Origin of the sequence: Neisseria sp. P0008.S010, from assembly GCF_051962715.1 — a bacterium.
Taxonomy (GTDB): Bacteria; Pseudomonadota; Gammaproteobacteria; order Burkholderiales; family Neisseriaceae; genus Neisseria; species Neisseria elongata.
Map to the genome: position 1 here is coordinate 14,579 of NZ_JBQCVA010000016.1, position 12,818 is coordinate 27,396.

Here is a 12,818-nt window from a genome sequence, read left to right on the forward strand (position 1 = left end):
ATGGATTCAACACTTTCTTTACAATCAAATTTATACCCACATGTGACTCCTGCTGGTGCTTACTATGCTGTGTCTAGCAATATTCCAAGTGCCAGTAGAACGTTGTTACATGGAATATTACGGGCTTCATATAATGAAACAGCCAGTACTGAAAATTTACTTACTTGGGCTCAAACGAACGATGCGGATTCAGCATTAAATTTGTTGTATCGGTTACAAAGATTGGAATTTTTATATGGTGATGAATCTCCATCTGTTAAAGAGTCTAGTATGACAGATGAGCAATTGCCTGAATTACTAGCACAATTGTCAAGTACAGGAAGGGCATTATTGGCTGATGGTAATGGACTGTATTTTGCGAATGCGGGTTTTCACCACGAAACAGCAGAAGAAGTAGGTTTAATGTCTAGTGAAGTTGCTGCGTTAGGTGAAAAACATCAGCTATTAGTGAAGAATAACTTAAATATCCATCACAATGCGTGGGGGATCTGTGATCCTTCAGGTCAAACGGAACTTACTTTCTTTCCATTATACGCAGGAAAAGTTAAGTTAGTATTAGTAGTAGCCGGTGTGCCTGATTTGAATAAAGAGGCTTTTGTTTCATTGATTAAAGTACTTTGTAATCGGTATGCCTAATTTTATAAAACTTGGGATGTATCAAAAATATCAAGCTGGGTAATACGGCGTGAAGAGATGACTGATTGTAACAAGTTTAAATAGCGAATATTTAATAATATATTGATTTTATTGGGTTTAAGATATGCGTGAACAACTTTTAATTTCTGTGTTGAGCGATTTAAATGCGACATCGGCAGATATTATTGCTTCAGCTGTAATATCCAGTGATGGATTACCAATTGCAACTTTAATTCCTCAAGGATTGGATGCTGACCGTGTAGGGGCAATGTCTGCAACTTTATTGGCATTAGGTAGCCATGCTGCACATGAGCTTAATTGTGGCGATTTGGATCAAGTGATGGTTAAGGGTAAAAGTGGTTATATTTTATTGAACCAAGCTGGTGCGGATGCGGTTTTGGCTCTGATTGCTAATGAAAGTGGTAAGTTAGGCTTGATTCTGTTAGATGCTAAACGTGCTGCAAAACATATTGCTGATATCATCTAAAAGATTTTTAAAAGTGGCGAGTTGTACGTTACGTTACTTTAAATGAGGTATTAAGGGTTTGAAAAATATTCTTTTCGAAAGAAGGTTTATTTTCTTGTTGTAGTGCTGGGTAGTAAACTTGAATTAGATGGTTTAGTGATTTAGAATCGCCCACGTATCTCAAATTTTGTATGGCTTTATTAGACGAGCACGCAATATGCTACAACAGTGGCATATGCGTGTTTTTTTGCGGATAAAATGACAGATAGGATGTTTTATGGAAATTCCAGCTCTTCTTGTGCTTGCGGATGGTAGCTTATTTCGAGGGAAATCAATCGGTTATAAGGGTGTTACGTCTGGGGAGGTTGTATTTAATACATCAATGACTGGATATCAGGAGATATTGACGGATCCGTCATATTGCCGACAGATTGTAACTTTAACTTATCCCCACATTGGAAATACAGGAGTTAATCCTGAAGATGTCGAGGGTAAACAAGTGTATGCGGCGGGATTGATTATTCGTGATTTGCCTCTTTTGGAAAGCAGTTTTCGTTCAAAAGAGAGTTTGCAAGAGTATTTAACTCGGAATAAGACGGTTGCGATTGCAGATATTGATACCCGCCGTTTAACTCAAATATTAAGGATCAAAGGTGCGCAAGCTGGTGCGATTTTGACAGGTGAAGATGCTACGGAAGAGAAAGCAAGAGAGTTAATCAATGCTTTCGGTAGCATGGTAGGTAAAGATTTGGCTAAAGAAGTAAGCTGTACGCAACCTTATGAGTGGACGGAAGGTGAGTGGGTGCTTGGTCAGGGTTTTGTAACTCCTGAGTATCAGCCCTATCATGTTGTGGCTTATGATTATGGTGTAAAAACCAATATTTTGCGTATGCTTGCAGCTAGGGGGTGTCGATTGACGGTCGTGCCGGCGCAGACTCCGGCAGAAGAAGTCTTGGCGATGAATCCTGATGGTATTTTCTTATCAAATGGTCCCGGGGATCCGCAAAGCTGCGATTATGCGATTACAGCTGTCCAGAAGCTTTTGGATAGTAAAAAACCGTTATTTGGTATCTGCCTGGGGCATCAGTTACTTGGTTTGGCGTTAGGAGGGAAAACCCGCAAGATGCCGTTCGGGCATCATGGAGCCAATCATCCTGTACAGGATTTATTGACCGGAAAAGTAATGATTACCAGCCAAAATCATGGTTTTGAGGTGGATGCAGAGACTCTTCCTGATACAGTAACAATTACCCACCGTTCCTTATTTGATGGTTCTTTGCAGGGGATTGAGTTGAAGGGGCAGCCGGTATTTAGTTTTCAAGGACACCCTGAAGCAAGTCCCGGACCGCATGATGCCGCCTATCTATTTGATAAGTTTATAAATAGCATGCAGAAGACTGCTTAAAAAGATTTTCAGACGGCCAAGATTGATTTTATTTTTGGCCGTCTGAAAGAATCATGAATAGATGTAATTGTTGTTAAGACGCAGTGCTTCTTCGTTTTCAGCTTATGCTGTCGGCTATTTGGTATTGAAATTAGCCGAATTTTATTACAGTGATGCATCCATCATCCCAAATAGAAAAAAGCAGCTTTTAAAGCTGCTTTTTTCTATTTAGTTTGGTCGGAATGAGAGGATTCGAACCTCCGACCCCTTCGTCCCGAACGAAGTGCGCTACCGGGCTGCGCTACATTCCGAAATGATTAAGACGCAGATTATAGTCTGATATTTTTAGACTGACAAGCGCGTTTAAGCATGTAAAACAAAAATTGTCGGACGTTTTTTTAAATCGGGTAATGGAGATAAAGTGTGCCAGATATCAATGGTTTGGCTGATAATTTGTTGGGTGGGTAGTGTTAAATCACAGGCGATACATAAGCGGGTTCGTGGATGCAGGATGTTGATTGCGTCAGATAGTAATGCATTGTTTCTGTATGGTGTTTCTATGAATAAGATGGTTGAATTTTGCTGTTTCGATTGTTGTTCGAGTAGTTTAAGAGATTGGATGCGTTCGGTTTTGTCGGATGGGAGATACCCTTTGAATGTGAAATTTTGGCCGTTTGCACCAGATGCCATCAGAGCCAGCATAATACTGGATGGTCCGATTAACGGGCGTACTTCAAAACCGGATTGGTGGGCAAGTGCAACCAAGTCGGCCCCTGGGTCTGCTACGGCAGGGCAACCTGCTTCGCTGAGTAGCCCCATACTTCGGCCTTCTTGCAAAGGTCGGAGCAGCTCGGGTAATTTTGTACGGTCGGTGTGCTCATTGAGTGTATGTAGGTTCAGTTCGCGGATGGGGGTGGTGATTCCTAGATGCTTGAGGTGCGCTCGGGCAGTTTTCTCGGCTTCAACCACAAAATTGGTTAGTCCCACGATTTGCTGTTGCTCGTGGGGCAATAGGCAAGGCATGTCGGGTGTACCGAGAGGTGTGGGGATAAGGTAAAGGATTGCAGGCATATTTTGAGATGATAAAAAAATTAGGGTTTAGCTTGATGGGCAGTAATAGGGCTAAAGAATATCTACACCCTCGGCCTGTAAAAAGTCGATTAAACGGAAAATAGGCAGGCCGATCAGTGCATTTGGGTCGCAGGTTTCAACTTTTTCCAGTAAGGCGGCTCCCAAGCTCTCACTTTTGGCTGCTCCGGCACAATATATGGCGTCGGGTTCGCGTCTTAAATATGCTGCAATCTGTTCCGAAGTCAATTCCCGCATGGTAACGACGGTTTTGTCTACATGATGCTGGAGGCCGTCTGAAAATGTGTTGAGCAGACAGACGGCACTGTAAAATGTAATCTGTTTGCCACTTAATTCCTGTAGCATTTGTTGTGCATTTGCTACGCTCATCGGCTTGCCGAGTTGCCGGCCTTCACACCATGCGACTTGGTCGGCACCTATAATCAATGCGGCAGGGAAACGTGTTTTCAGTGACTGTGCTTTACCGATGGCAAGGCGTAAAGCCGTGTCCCCGCCTGTTTCACCGGAATGGGGCGTTTCGTCGAAATCAGGTGAGGCCGTCTGAAAATGCAAACCGAGCCGTGCCAGTTGCTGTTGCCGGAATATCGAACCTGATCCCAAGATAAGGGGGAGTGTGGTTTTCATTTTGTGTAAAAACATTGACGTTCTATTGTTGGAATTATATCATGCACAGTTTATGTTAGAGCCTGATTTGATTACCCCCGGTGAGTTTGCCGGCGAAAAGCAGAGCCTGCGAGGCGAAGTGTTTTTGCATGAGCTGGACGAACGGGTATGGTCGCACGAATATTTTGCGGATAAAGACAGCCCGCTGTATGTAGTTTTGCAGGGCGGGATTGATCGCTTCCAGCGTCCGTTTTTGGATTTGAAAGTGCAGGGATGTTTGCATTTACTTTGTCAACGGTGCATGCAGCCCATGAGTTTTGATTTGGATGAGGGTGCGCGTATTGTTCTGTTTGCCGATGAATCCAAGTTGGATGAAGCCATGCTTTCCGATGAGGGATTGGAAGGTATGCCGATGGATAGCGAATTGTCGGTTCGGACGTTGGTGGAAGATCAAATTTTGATGGCGATGCCATACTCGCCGCGGCATGAGCACTGTGCCGGGGAAAATATGGCGGCAGTCAATCGAGATAAACCCAATCCGTTTGCGGTATTGGCAGGGCTGAAAAGCAGCAAATAACTTTTTGTAAATATTTTATAGGAGTTTGAAATGGCCGTTCAACAAAACAAAAAATCCCCTTCTAAACGCGGTATGCACCGTTCGCACGATGCTTTGACTGCACCTGCCCTGTCTGTGGACAGCGCAACCGGTGAAGTTCATCGTCCGCATCACATTTCGCCCAACGGTATGTACCGTGGCCGCAAAGTGATGAAAGCCAAAGGCGAATAAGCCCGAGGCGGATGTAAAACGGAAATCCGTCTGCGGGTTTCCGTTTTTGTTTCTGTTAAAACAGCGGATGTACGATTATGGTTAAAAAAATTTGGTATACCTATGATGATATACATCGGGTATTAAAAGAATTGGCAGGTAAAATTCAATCGGGCGGTGTGAAATATGATGCAATGATTGCCATTGGCGGCGGGGGATTTATTCCCGCGCGTATTCTGCGCTGCTTTTTGAATATTCCGATTTATGCGGTTACTACAGCCTACTATGCCAATGATTTCGGTTACCAGACCAATGACGAAATCAAGAAAATCCAGTGGCTGGATCCTATTCCGGAAAGCCTGGTTGGCAAAAATATCTTGGTGGTGGACGAGGTAGATGATTCCCGAGTAACCTTGGAATTCGTGCTGAATGAGTTGCAAAAGGAAAAATTTGTCGAAATCGGCGTAGCCGTGCTGCACGAAAAAATCAAAGAGAAAAAAGGCATCCTACCTCAAGGCATTCATTATTACAGCGGTATTACCGTCAAAGATTGGTGGATTAACTATCCGTGGGACGCCGACGATATTACTGCGCATAATATGCTGGCTGCGGAAAGCAGTGCGGAACGATAAGGCCGTCTGAAAAATACGGATCGGCTTTTGCAGGTTGATTCGATTGATGCTTTATCGATTTCAGAATCATAATCTGCCGGATGGCCAACCGATATTTTAGCGAATGGAGCAATTATGATTACCTTGGCTGTAGATGCAATGGGCGGCGATGCCGGTTTGGCGGTTACCATCCCCGGAGCATTGTTGTTTTTACGCCAGCAGGCCGATGTCCGCTTACTGATGGTGGGCGACGAGGTGCAGGTTCGGCAGGCATTGGAAGCTGCCAATGCACCGATGGACCGCATTCAAATCGTCCATGCCGAACAAGTGGTCGAGATGGATGAGCAGCCCCAGTCTGCCCTGAAAAACAAAAAAGATTCCTCCATGCGGATAGCCGTGAATCAAGTGAAGGAAGGTTTGGCGCAGGCAGCGGTGTCTGCGGGCAATACGGGTGCGTTGATGGCAACCGCACGCTTTGTGTTGAAAACCATACAAGGCATCGAGAGGCCGGCAATTGCCAAATTCATCCCCTCTCAAAATGGCCACATGACGCTGGTGCTTGATTTGGGCGCAAACGTGGACTGCACACCCGAGCAATTGGTGCAGTTTGCCGTTATCGGCAGCGAATTGGTGCACGCACTGTATCCGAATGCGGGCGCGCCGCGTGTCGGTTTGCTGAATGTCGGTACCGAAGACATCAAAGGCACGGATACTGTCAAACAAGTTTTCAAACTTCTCAGCGGCAGCAAGCTGAACTTTGTCGGCAATGTAGAGGGCGGTAGCATTTTCAGCGGAGATGTGGATGTCGTAGTTGCCGATGGCTTTGTCGGTAACATCGTGTTGAAAACCATAGAAGGCGCAGTACGTTTTATGGGTTCGGCAATCAAGCAGGAATTTCAAACCAATCTGCTGACCAAATTGGGTGCGCTGGCTGCCATGCCGGCCTTGAAAGGTTTTAAAAACAAACTGGATCCGCGCAAATTCAACGGCGCCATATTCCTCGGCCTGCGAGGTGTGGTGATTAAAAGCCACGGCGGTACCGATGCGGTCGGCTTCAGTTATGCATTGGAAGAAGCCTTTCATGAAGCCAAGGCCGACAGTCTGACCCGCATCCAGCAAGGCGTGGCTGACCAACTGGCTCATTTGGCAGACAAAAAACTGGAAGTCGAACAGGCAGCCATCAACATTGATTAAACCCTTCGGCATAGTCTCGAAATATGTCGTGATACAGGCCGTCTGAAACCGGAAATCCTTTCAGACGGCCTGTTGCCTGATTGAGAAAACGGCAGACATTCCCTACAATGCCGAATCTTTCATCCAGCCATTACAAATAATTTAGAAAGGGACGCGCCATGCAATATGCAAAAATCCTCGGTTCCGGCAGCTATCTGCCTGAAAAGCGTGTCAGTAATGATGATCTTGCCGAGTTTGTCGATACATCGGACGAATGGATTGTCAGCCGTACCGGCATCAAATTCCGCCACTTGGCCGCCGAAAATGAAAGAACCAGCGATTTGGCCGTGATTGCCGCACAGCGTGCATTGGCCGATGCGGGTGTGGCGGCGGAAGAAATCGACCTGATTGTTTTGGCTACGGCAACCCCCGATATGCAGTTTCCGTCTACGGCCACTATTGTGCAGAACAAGCTCGGCATTGCCGGTTGCGCGGCATTTGACGTTCAGGCGGTTTGCGCCGGCTTTATATATGCCATCGTTACCGCCAATGCCTACATCAAAAGCGGTATGGCTAAGAAAGTACTGGTTATCGGTGCGGAAACATTCAGCCATATTTTGGACTGGAAAGACCGTACAACCTGCGTGCTGTTTGGAGACGGTGCGGGTGCGGTCGTTTTGGGCGCATCGGACGAAGAAGGCATCATCCACGGCAAGCTGCAAGCTGACGGCGGTTATTTGGACTTACTAAAAGTGCCTGCTCAGATGGCCAGCGGACAGATTTGCGGCAATCCGTATGTCGAAATGGACGGGCCGGGCGTGTTCAAATTTGCCGTTAAAACCCTTGCCAAAGTGGCGGAAGAAGTATTGGAAGAAGCGGGCTACCACGCAGAACAAATCGACTGGCTCGTACCGCATCAGGCAAATAAGCGCATCATCGACAGCACTGCCAAACATCTGGGCCTGAGCTTGGACAAAGTCATTGTGACCGTGCAAAACCACGGCAATACTTCAGCTGCATCCGTTCCGTTGGCATTGGACGAAGGCATCAAAAGCGGCTGCATCAAGCGCGGCCAGATATTGTTGCTGGAAGGTATAGGCGGCGGTTTTACTTGGGGAGCAGTATTGTTAAGATACTGATTGGGAAAATTTAACACAAATTCGTAAAAAGATTTATTGCAACCGTTCGGTGGATGAGTATAATGCACGCATCTGCCGAGCGGTTGTTTTTTTAGATAAACGGCAAAAGGACAATAATTCACTATTCATTACGGAGTATCATCATGCAAGCAATCCAACATTACGGTATTATCATTTCTTGGTTTCAAGACAAACAGTTAGGCGTTGTCCGCGATAAAGACGACACGACCGCCCGCCTGTTGCTTTTGGCGGCAGACCTGCCGGCCGGTTACCGCGAACCCAAAGTCGGCGACGAAATCACTTATATTGCCGGTATGGACGACAAAAACCGTCCTTGCGCGCTTTCTCCCGCACCAGTGGGGATGCAGGCGGCCGAGCCGTTTGCCGAAAGCGGTGCAACAGTGAAAGAAGGCGACATCGTACGCATCAAAGTCAGTACTTGGGACATCAAGAAAAATGGTGGTTTCGGCATGTTGGCCAGCGAGCCGTCCGTCCCGGTGTTCGCCTTGGGCCAGCACCTCAACCAATTTTACGTACCGCAAGAAGGCGACGTACTGAAAGGCCGTCTGAAACGCCACAGCAACGGCCAATGGCTGCTGACCGACATCGACATCCAGGTTGCCGAATAAAGCCTTCAGGCCGTCTGAAAATGTACCTCTTTGTTTTCAGACGGCCTGCCGCCGAATGCGGCAGCATAGAACGGCGTATCTCTTTCTGTTACACTTTCCGCCATCCCGTTTTTGCCGCAGATGGCGGTTTGTGCATTTTGCGGCGGCAATTTTTTCAACCGACAGACACACAGGCGGCCATAACGGTGTATCCATTGTTATCCCGGCCTGAGCATGAGAAAGGAATCCTATGTCTTTTGCATTTTTCTTCCCCGGCCAAGGCTCGCAGAGCCTGCACATGATGGACGGCTTCGACGGCGTAAGCGTGGTTAAAAATACTTTTGGCGAAGCATCCGCCGCCCTCGGCCAAGACCTGTGGGCGATGATGAACGGCGAAGACAGCGACTTAATCGGCCAAACCGTCAATACCCAGCCCCTGATGTTGGCTGCCGGCGTAGCCACATACCGTGCCTACCTCGAAGCCGGCGGCAAACTGCCGCAAGTCGTGGCCGGACACAGCTTGGGCGAATACAGCGCGCTGGTGGCTGCCGAAGCACTGGCCTTTGCCGATGCGGTCAAACTCGTCCGCCTGCGTGCGGAATTGATGCAGAATGCCGTACCGCAGGGCGTCGGCGCGATGGCGGCGATTTTGGGTTTGGAGGACGGACAGGTCAAAGAACTGTGCGCTGCCGCCGCGCAGGGCGAAGTGGTGGAAGCGGTAAACTTCAATTCGCCGGGGCAGGTCGTGATTGCCGGCCATACCGCCGCCGTCGAACGTGCCATGAACGCCGCCAAAGAAGCAGGTGCGAAACGCGCCCTGCCGTTGCCCGTATCCGTTCCTTCGCATTGCAGCCTGATGAAGCCCGCCGCCGACAAATTGGCTGAGGCACTGCAAAACACCAACATCGCCACACCGAAAATCCGAGTCATCCACAACGCCGACGTCGCCTCCTACGACAACCCCGCGCAAATCAAAGACGCACTGGTCCGCCAGCTTTACAGCCCCGTACGTTGGACGGAAACCGTAAACAGCCTGGTTGATGAAGGCATCACCGAATCCGTCGAATGCGGGCCGGGCAAAGTTTTGGCCGGGCTGGCCAAACGCATCCGCAAAGAAGCAGTGTGCGGCGCGCTGACCGGTCAGGAACAAGTGGCCGCCTTTATTGCCGCCCATCCGTAAGAGAGAATGACAACCGGAGGCCGTCTGAAAGCAAGACGAACTGTTTAGTGTATTTTCAGACGGCCTGTTGTCGGTAAAACTTTCCAAACAACCCGAAAGGACAAACGAAATGAATGCACCTACCGTTTCCATGTTGGTTTTGGCCGCAACGGCCGGTTTGGCCGCCGGCTTCCTGCTGGCGTGGCTGTTCCTGCGCGGCAAACAGTCGCGGCAGGCAAGCGAGCGGGAAGCCTTGAAGCAGGAACTGGACGACTACCGCAGCCGCGTGGACCAACATTTTGCCGACACCGCAGAAGCGGTGGACGCGTTGAACCGCAGCTACCAAAACGTCATCCGCCACCTGAGCAACGGCGCGCAAACCCTGATGGGCAAAGAAGCGCTGCAAGAACAACTGGCCAAGCGCAGCGACAAAGCCGTTACGCTGGGCTATCTGGCCGGTTCGGTGCTGCCCGCCGCAGAGTCGGACGGACGGCAAAGCGCGGCGGAGCAAATCCAAGCCGAAACCGTCGAACCGGCAAGCCAAACCGGTTTGCAAACCGAAGCGGCGGAAGAAGCGGTCAGGCCGTCTGAAAACGCCGCAGGCGAAGCGGCGGCCGAAGATAAGGCCGAAGCCGAAACTGAAATTGCAGAAGTTGCGGATGCGGAAACGCCGGAACAAGAACAGGCCAAGCCGGAAGACAAATAGCGTTTGCCGGGCAGATGCCGCCGCACACAGAAAGGCCGTCTGAAAACATATTCCCGACCGATATGTTTTCAGACGGCCTCAAAACATCGCCGCGCAACCGCAGCCGGCCGAATCCGCGCCGAAGTTTCCACATATCCCGTCAGACTGTCTGTATAATGCACGCCGTCTGAAACATAAGTTTCCCCATTTACCGACAAGAAGGAAAAATACAATGTCCAAAAACCTGATTTTAGTATTGAACTGCGGCAGCTCGTCTTTGAAAGGCGCAGTGCTCGACAACGACAACGGCGAAGTGCTGCTGAGCTGCCTGGGTGAAAAACTGACCACCCCCGATGCCTACATCACCTTCAAAAAAGACGGTCAGAAACACCGCGTGGAACTGGCCGACCGCCACGACCACACCGGTGCAGTCGGCGCACTTTTGGACGAACTGAAAAAATACGGCCTGGATGCCGATGTGAAAGCCGTCGGCCACCGCGTCGTGCACGGCGGCGAAAAATACAGCGCGTCCGTCCTGATTAACGACGAAGTCATCGCCCAACTGGAAGCCTGCATCCCGCTCGCCCCGCTGCACAATCCGGCCAACCTGACCGGCATCCGCGCCGCGCAAGCCATTTTTGCCGGCCTGCCCAACGTTGCCGTGTTCGACACCGCCTTCCACCAAACCATGCCGGAACACGCTTACACCTACGCCGTACCGCGCGCCCTGTATAAAAAATACGCCTTCCGCCGCTACGGTTTCCACGGCACCAGCTTCCGCTTCGTCGCCCCCGAAGCCGCCCGCATCATCGGCAAAGACGTGAAAGACTGCCGCCTGGTCATCGCCCATCTGGGCAACGGCGCATCCATCACCGCCGTGAAAAACGGCGAATCCCAAGATACCAGCATGGGCTTCACCCCGCTGGAAGGCTTGGTGATGGGTACGCGCAGCGGTGACGTTGATGCCGGCATTTACCCGTTCTTGGCCGCCAATGCAGGCATGAGCGTGGAAGAAGTCAGCGACCTCTTGAACAAAAAATCCGGCCTGCTGGGCATTTCCGAACTGTCCAACGACTGCCGCATCGTGGAAGAAGCCGCAGCCGAAGGTCATGAAGGCGCGAAATTGGCCATGGCCGTTACCGCCTACCGCCTGGCCAAATACATTGCCGCCATGGCCGTGGCCGCCGGCGGCATCGACGCGCTGGTGTTCACCGGCGGCATCGGTGAAAACTCCGATGTCGTCCGTGCCCAAACCGTCGCCCATTTGGCCTTCCTGGGCTTGAAACTCGACGAGCAGGCCAATGTGGATGTACGCTTCGGCAAAGAAGGCATCATCAGCCCGAAAGGCCAAACGCCTGCCGTCGTCGTGGTGCCGACCAACGAAGAACTGATGATCGCGCACGACACCGCCGCCCTGTCCGGCCTGTAAACAGCGCACCATGAAAAAGGCCGTCTGAAAGCATCAAAACCGCGCTTTCAGACGGCCTTTCGCACTGAAATCCCATTTCACTACCCGAAAGGAAAAACATGTCATTGCAAAACATCATCGAAACCGCCTTTGAAAACCGCGCCGACATCACGCCGGCCACCGTTACCCCCGAAGTCAAAGAAGCCGTGTTGGAAACCATCCGCCAACTCGATTCCGGCAGCCTGCGCGTGGCCGAACGCCTGGGCGTGGGGCAATGGAAAGTCAACGAATGGGCGAAAAAAGCCGTGCTGCTTTCCTTCCGCATCCAAGACAACGAAGTGCAAAACGACGGCGTAAACAAATACTTCGACAAAGTGCCGACCAAATTTGCCGATTGGAGCGAAGAAAAATTCCGCGCCGCCGGTTTCCGCGCCGTACCCGGTGCCGTGGCGCGCCGCGGCAGCTTCATCGGCAAAAACACCGTTTTGATGCCGTCTTACGTCAATATCGGCGCGTATGTGGACGAAGGCGCGATGGTTGATACCTGGGCGACCGTCGGCTCTTGCGCCCAAATCGGTAAAAACGTCCACCTGAGCGGCGGCGTCGGCATCGGCGGCGTACTCGAACCCCTGCAGGCCAGTCCGACCATCATCGAAGACAACTGCTTCATCGGCGCGCGTTCCGAAATCGTCGAAGGCGTGATTGTCGAAGAAGGCAGTGTGATTTCCATGGGCGTGTACATCGGTCAGTCCACCAAAATCTACGACCGCGAAACCGGCGAAATTCACTACGGCCGCGTCCCTGCCGGTTCGGTGGTCGTGTCCGGCAGCCTGCCCGCGAAAGACGGCAGCCACAGCCTGTATTGCGCGGTTATCGTGAAAAAAGTGGACGCGCAAACCCGCGCCAAAACCAGCGTGAACGAATTGTTGCGCGGCGTGTAAGCCTGGCGAGACAATGAGGCCGTCTGAAAAACCTGTTGCCAAGGTTTTCAGACGGCCTTTTTGTTTGATGACGGATTGCTTGGAGGGTGTCCTGGTATAGTGGATTAAATTTGAATCAGGATAAGGAGACGAAGCCGCAGACAGTACGGA

General features: G+C 50.3%; 17 protein-coding genes and 1 tRNA gene. 14 read left to right on the forward strand and 4 right to left on the reverse strand.

The genetic code is table 11. The features are described 5' to 3' along the window. The 3 genes from ACTHSL_RS05885 to carA all read left to right on the forward strand — a co-directional run bounded on the left by ACTHSL_RS05885 (nt 1) and on the right by carA (nt 2,507). Nucleotides 1-636 carry a peptidase M23 gene (locus ACTHSL_RS05885; RefSeq protein ID WP_440380706.1) on the forward strand — a complete coding sequence of 212 codons (636 nt, stop codon included), beginning with the start codon at nt 1-3 and terminating at the stop codon, nt 634-636. Nucleotides 637-760: 124 nt separating this feature from the next. Then, nucleotides 761-1,123, forward strand: coding sequence for a roadblock/LC7 domain-containing protein (locus ACTHSL_RS05890; RefSeq protein WP_003769955.1), 363 nt, complete (start codon nt 761-763; stop codon nt 1,121-1,123). 256 nt (nt 1,124-1,379) lie between these two features. Then, nucleotides 1,380-2,507, forward strand: coding sequence for a glutamine-hydrolyzing carbamoyl-phosphate synthase small subunit (gene carA, locus ACTHSL_RS05895; protein ID WP_440380707.1), 1,128 nt, complete (start codon nt 1,380-1,382; stop codon nt 2,505-2,507). Between the two features lie 213 nt (nt 2,508-2,720). On the opposite strand, the gene ACTHSL_RS05900 is transcribed toward carA, so the two are convergent. The 3 genes from ACTHSL_RS05900 to ACTHSL_RS05910 all read right to left on the reverse strand — a co-directional run bounded on the left by ACTHSL_RS05900 (nt 2,721) and on the right by ACTHSL_RS05910 (nt 4,214). Then, nucleotides 2,721-2,797, reverse strand: a tRNA-Pro gene (locus ACTHSL_RS05900). Between the two features lie 52 nt (nt 2,798-2,849). Beyond that, entirely contained in the window at nt 2,850-3,557 is a 708-nt protein-coding gene (locus tag ACTHSL_RS05905) for an SAM-dependent methyltransferase (protein ID WP_107885084.1), read from the reverse strand. Nucleotides 3,558-3,608: 51 nt separating this feature from the next. Further along, nucleotides 3,609-4,214 (reverse strand): Maf family protein, encoded by a 606-nt coding sequence (locus ACTHSL_RS05910; RefSeq protein WP_107885086.1) that lies wholly within the window; start codon nt 4,212-4,214, stop codon nt 3,609-3,611. Between the two features lie 37 nt (nt 4,215-4,251). Here ACTHSL_RS05910 and ACTHSL_RS05915 point away from each other — a divergent pair, with 37 nt between their 5' ends. From ACTHSL_RS05915 to ACTHSL_RS05940, 6 genes are all read left to right on the forward strand, one after another. After that, nucleotides 4,252-4,755, forward strand: a complete 504-nt coding sequence (locus ACTHSL_RS05915; RefSeq protein ID WP_107885088.1) for a YceD family protein — start codon at nt 4,252-4,254, stop codon at nt 4,753-4,755. A gap of 30 nt (nt 4,756-4,785) precedes the next feature. Further along, entirely contained in the window at nt 4,786-4,965 is a 180-nt protein-coding gene (gene rpmF, locus ACTHSL_RS05920; protein ID WP_003773931.1) for a 50S ribosomal protein L32, read from the forward strand. Nucleotides 4,966-5,042: 77 nt separating this feature from the next. Beyond that, the gene (locus tag ACTHSL_RS05925; RefSeq protein ID WP_440380708.1) at nt 5,043-5,576 is read left to right on the forward strand and encodes a phosphoribosyltransferase; all 534 of its coding nucleotides are present in this window, start codon (nt 5,043-5,045) and stop codon (nt 5,574-5,576) included. 114 nt (nt 5,577-5,690) lie between these two features. After that, nucleotides 5,691-6,749 (forward strand): phosphate acyltransferase PlsX, encoded by a 1,059-nt coding sequence (gene plsX, locus ACTHSL_RS05930; protein ID WP_440380709.1) that lies wholly within the window; start codon nt 5,691-5,693, stop codon nt 6,747-6,749. 158 nt (nt 6,750-6,907) lie between these two features. Next, entirely contained in the window at nt 6,908-7,867 is a 960-nt protein-coding gene (locus ACTHSL_RS05935; RefSeq protein ID WP_107971249.1) for a beta-ketoacyl-ACP synthase III, read from the forward strand. Nucleotides 7,868-8,010: 143 nt separating this feature from the next. Further along, nucleotides 8,011-8,496 (forward strand): hypothetical protein, encoded by a 486-nt coding sequence (locus ACTHSL_RS05940; RefSeq protein WP_440380710.1) that lies wholly within the window; start codon nt 8,011-8,013, stop codon nt 8,494-8,496. A gap of 5 nt (nt 8,497-8,501) precedes the next feature. Here ACTHSL_RS05940 and ACTHSL_RS05945 read toward each other — a convergent pair whose 3' ends face one another. Further along, entirely contained in the window at nt 8,502-8,645 is a 144-nt protein-coding gene (locus ACTHSL_RS05945) for a hypothetical protein (protein WP_440380711.1), read from the reverse strand. A gap of 80 nt (nt 8,646-8,725) precedes the next feature. Between ACTHSL_RS05945 and fabD the strand changes: the two genes are divergently transcribed. The 5 genes from fabD to dapD all read left to right on the forward strand — a co-directional run bounded on the left by fabD (nt 8,726) and on the right by dapD (nt 12,668). Next, the gene (gene fabD / locus ACTHSL_RS05950) at nt 8,726-9,655 is read left to right on the forward strand and encodes an ACP S-malonyltransferase (protein WP_440380712.1); all 930 of its coding nucleotides are present in this window, start codon (nt 8,726-8,728) and stop codon (nt 9,653-9,655) included. 109 nt (nt 9,656-9,764) lie between these two features. Beyond that, nucleotides 9,765-10,340 carry a ZapG family protein gene (locus ACTHSL_RS05955; protein WP_440380713.1) on the forward strand — a complete coding sequence of 192 codons (576 nt, stop codon included), beginning with the start codon at nt 9,765-9,767 and terminating at the stop codon, nt 10,338-10,340. Nucleotides 10,341-10,354: 14 nt separating this feature from the next. Beyond that, entirely contained in the window at nt 10,355-10,510 is a 156-nt protein-coding gene (locus ACTHSL_RS05960; protein WP_440380714.1) for a hypothetical protein, read from the forward strand. A 41-nt stretch (nt 10,511-10,551) separates the two neighbouring features. After that, nucleotides 10,552-11,748: an acetate kinase gene (locus ACTHSL_RS05965; RefSeq protein ID WP_440380715.1), complete on the forward strand. Its 1,197-nt coding sequence runs from the start codon at nt 10,552-10,554 to the stop codon at nt 11,746-11,748. A 98-nt stretch (nt 11,749-11,846) separates the two neighbouring features. Next, on the forward strand, nt 11,847-12,668 hold the full coding sequence (gene dapD / locus ACTHSL_RS05970; RefSeq protein ID WP_440380716.1) for a 2,3,4,5-tetrahydropyridine-2,6-dicarboxylate N-succinyltransferase: 822 nt from the start codon (nt 11,847-11,849) through the stop codon (nt 12,666-12,668). Nucleotides 12,669-12,818 lie beyond the last annotated feature (150 nt).

What these genes read in the sequence shown, in the direction of transcription:
- ACTHSL_RS05885 (WP_440380706.1), top strand. Translation starts at nt 1, where the DNA reads ATGGATTCAACACTTTCTTTACAATCAAATTTATACCCACATGTGACT.
- ACTHSL_RS05890 (WP_003769955.1), top strand. Translation starts at nt 761, where the DNA reads ATGCGTGAACAACTTTTAATTTCTGTGTTGAGCGATTTAAATGCGACA.
- carA (WP_440380707.1), top strand. Translation starts at nt 1,380, where the DNA reads ATGGAAATTCCAGCTCTTCTTGTGCTTGCGGATGGTAGCTTATTTCGA.
- ACTHSL_RS05905 (WP_107885084.1), bottom strand. Translation starts at nt 3,557, where the DNA reads ATGCCTGCAATCCTTTACCTTATCCCCACACCTCTCGGTACACCCGAC.
- ACTHSL_RS05910 (WP_107885086.1), bottom strand. Translation starts at nt 4,214, where the DNA reads ATGTTTTTACACAAAATGAAAACCACACTCCCCCTTATCTTGGGATCA.
- ACTHSL_RS05915 (WP_107885088.1), top strand. Translation starts at nt 4,252, where the DNA reads ATGTTAGAGCCTGATTTGATTACCCCCGGTGAGTTTGCCGGCGAAAAG.
- rpmF (WP_003773931.1), top strand. Translation starts at nt 4,786, where the DNA reads ATGGCCGTTCAACAAAACAAAAAATCCCCTTCTAAACGCGGTATGCAC.
- ACTHSL_RS05925 (WP_440380708.1), top strand. Translation starts at nt 5,043, where the DNA reads ATGGTTAAAAAAATTTGGTATACCTATGATGATATACATCGGGTATTA.
- plsX (WP_440380709.1), top strand. Translation starts at nt 5,691, where the DNA reads ATGATTACCTTGGCTGTAGATGCAATGGGCGGCGATGCCGGTTTGGCG.
- ACTHSL_RS05935 (WP_107971249.1), top strand. Translation starts at nt 6,908, where the DNA reads ATGCAATATGCAAAAATCCTCGGTTCCGGCAGCTATCTGCCTGAAAAG.
- ACTHSL_RS05940 (WP_440380710.1), top strand. Translation starts at nt 8,011, where the DNA reads ATGCAAGCAATCCAACATTACGGTATTATCATTTCTTGGTTTCAAGAC.
- fabD (WP_440380712.1), top strand. Translation starts at nt 8,726, where the DNA reads ATGTCTTTTGCATTTTTCTTCCCCGGCCAAGGCTCGCAGAGCCTGCAC.
- ACTHSL_RS05955 (WP_440380713.1), top strand. Translation starts at nt 9,765, where the DNA reads ATGAATGCACCTACCGTTTCCATGTTGGTTTTGGCCGCAACGGCCGGT.
- ACTHSL_RS05960 (WP_440380714.1), top strand. Translation starts at nt 10,355, where the DNA reads ATGCCGCCGCACACAGAAAGGCCGTCTGAAAACATATTCCCGACCGAT.
- ACTHSL_RS05965 (WP_440380715.1), top strand. Translation starts at nt 10,552, where the DNA reads ATGTCCAAAAACCTGATTTTAGTATTGAACTGCGGCAGCTCGTCTTTG.
- dapD (WP_440380716.1), top strand. Translation starts at nt 11,847, where the DNA reads ATGTCATTGCAAAACATCATCGAAACCGCCTTTGAAAACCGCGCCGAC.